The following is a 2815-nucleotide window of genomic DNA, read 5'->3' as shown; positions in this document are numbered from 1 at the left end:
AATTCACGAATAATTTTTAAGTGCTTCCGTAGAATACTTTTTCAGCGAGTGTCCTGATTCTTATCTCCTGTTTCCTGGTTTTTCGGTTAAGATGAACGCTCAAAAATAGCAATTATCGACCTCTGTTAGTACGAAGTAAGACGGATGAGGGACGAATTTTCTTTTCTCTTTCCTTTTTCTTTCCTCTCAAAGTGTGTTGCTGAAATTGGCAGTTATCGGCTTTAAGTTTCACCACGAATACACGAATAATTTTAAATGCTTCCGCAGAAAGTCCTTTCAGTGATTCTCCTGATTCTTGTCTCCGGTTTCCGAAAAAAAGCTTCTATTTTTTCTTTTTCAGAGAATATAAATCCTTTCTTCTGTCCTTCATATTTCTTACACTTCCAAAGTTGTGCAGCTCTTTTAGCAAATCTAAATCTACATCTACCAGCAGCGTACTTTCTGTATTTGGAGTCGCTTCAGCTTTAATTCCGTTTACGGGAAAAGCAAAGTCAGACGGAGTTAAAACGGCACTTTGTGCATACTGAATATCCATATTATCCACTTTCGGAAGATTTCCAACAGAACCGGCAATAGCTACATAACATTCATTCTCTACGGCCCTGGCCTGTGCACATATTTTTACGCGGGAATAGCCGTTTTGAGTATCTGTCATAAAAGGCACAAAAAGAATGTTCATCCCCTCTTCTGCTAAAATCCTGGAAACTTCAGGAAATTCCACATCGTAACAAACTAAAACCCCAATCTTACCGCAATCGGTATCAAAAGTTTCCAGTTTATTCCCGCCCTTCATTCCCCAGGCCGATTCTTCTGCCGGAGTAATATGCAGCTTTTCATAACGCTCATAACTTCCATCCCTTCGGCACAGGTAACCAACATTATACATATGTTCACCTATGGCCTGCGGCATGCTACCGGTAATAATATTGATGTTGTAATTAATGGCAAACTCGCTAAAAGTTTCCAGAAGACGTTCAGTATAACCAGAAAGCCCTCGTATGGCCTCCGGTTCAGAAAGATGATTAAACTGCGCCATCAAGGGAGCGTTAAACAATTCAGGAAAAAGAATAAAATCGCTCTGGTAATTACTTACCGCATCTACAAAAAATTCAATCTGGGAAACCAGTGCTTCATAGTCTTTAAACAAGCGCATTTGCCACTGCACCAAACCCAGTCTTACAACGGTTTTTGTAGTATTTACAAGCTTTTGAGGCTTTGTGTAATAAATATTGTTCCACTCCATTAAAGTGGCAAATTCTTTACTTTCGTGATCTCCTGTAAGGTATCCCTTGATCACTTTCTTTACGTGAAAATCGTTGGACAACTGGAAAGAAAGTACGGGATCGTGGATTTCCTGCAGTTTTACCTTATCTATATACTTTTTTGGAGTCAGCTCATCGGCATACTTGGAATAATTAGGAATGCGGCCTCCAAAAATTATAGATTTCAGGTTAAGGTGTTCGCAAAGTTCTTTTCTTGCCTCATACAATCTTCTTCCCAACCTCATGCCGCGAAATTCCGGATGTATAAAAACATCTATTCCGTAGAGAACATTTCCATTTTTGGTATGGGTAGAGAAATTTTCACCGCCAAGGATTTCCTCATAATTATGGTTATCGTCAAACTTGTCGTAGTCTACAATTATGGAAAGTGCGCAGCCTGCAATTTTATTATCGATTATAATACATAGCTGGCCTTCAGGAAATTTGTTTACAAGCGTCTTAATTTCGCCTTTCGTCCAATATTCATCGGGCATCGCATGATAACTTTTTATCATGGAAACCTTCAACTCTTCATAATCCTTAACCCTTAAATTCCTTAATTCTATTTTTGCTGAATCGATCACTTTTATTTTTTAATATTTGGCTGCAAAGATACTGCCTAATTAAGTGATTCTGAAATAAAAGAAAGTGAACAGAAAATTACCTGAAGAATTATAACTGATACAAGTTATTTTTAATAGCGAACAGGACCAGGCCAACCCTGCTCTTTACTTCAAGTTTTTCGAACAGGCTTTCCCTGTAGTTATCGATGGTTTTAGGGCTTAAATTCATTTCTCCGGCTACTTCTCTATAGGTCATTTCAGAACAGGCATGGTTTAAGAATTCCAGCTCGCGCCGGGTTAGGTTCTCAAATTCTTTCCGGGGATCACCCTTTACCATGGCTTCTGAAACCTCATCACTATAATAATATCCGCTGTTTATAACCGATTGCAAGGCGTAAAAAAATTCATCTGGCTCAATATCTTTTAGAAGATAGCCCCGGCAGCCATTTCTAATCATTTTAATAATATAATTCTCATCATGCTCCATACTTAGCGCAAGCGCTTTTTGTTCAGGATAGTTTTCCTTTAGCCATTCCATAGTCTCCAGACCGTCTTTTACCGGCATTTTTATATCCAGCAAAACAAGATCGGGCCTGTGATTACCACTATTTAAATAATCCACCAGTTCCTGTCCGTTTTTAAAAATTTCCAGAACCTCAAAATCATTATAGGTTTTTATGAGTCCGTTAAGGGACTTAGCAAAGAGCGTGTGATCATCAACGATTATAATCGTTTTCTTCATTTTTTCCAGGGTTAGAAGGATAGGATAAAGATAGAAAAGTTCCCTTGGTTTCTGAAGAATTTAGGCGGAAGTCTGCATTTATAAGTGCAGCCCTGCTCTTCATGTTTAGTAATCCTGAATTTTTATTAACCTCTTCAGAATTAAAACCAACACCATCATCCTGAACTTCGATTTTCAGTGTATCTGAAAAATAAGAGAAGTTTACAATTAACTTTGAAGCTTTTGCATGCTTAGTTACATTCGAGAAA

At 38.1% G+C, this 2815-nt stretch carries 3 protein-coding genes; all 3 read right to left on the bottom strand.

Annotated elements, in window-relative coordinates:
• Positions 1-322: 322 nt before the first annotated feature.
• Positions 323-1846, bottom strand: coding sequence for a carbon-nitrogen hydrolase family protein (locus tag RM529_RS16745; protein ID WP_311485889.1), 1524 nt, complete (start codon positions 1844-1846; stop codon positions 323-325).
• Between the two features lie 88 nt (positions 1847-1934).
• Entirely contained in the window at positions 1935-2567 is a 633-nt protein-coding gene (locus tag RM529_RS16740) for a response regulator (protein WP_311485888.1), read from the bottom strand.
• Positions 2542-2815, bottom strand: a 274-nt coding sequence (locus RM529_RS16735) for a sensor histidine kinase (RefSeq protein WP_432264547.1), incomplete at its 5' end; no start/stop codon positions are given. The genes RM529_RS16735 and RM529_RS16740, both read right to left, overlap by 26 nt.

It is taken from the genome of Autumnicola edwardsiae (assembly GCF_031846505.1).
GTDB lineage: Bacteria > Bacteroidota > Bacteroidia > Flavobacteriales > Flavobacteriaceae > Autumnicola > Autumnicola edwardsiae.
Note: the sequence above shows the minus strand (reverse complement) of the source record. Positions and strands in the feature narration are given on the sequence as shown.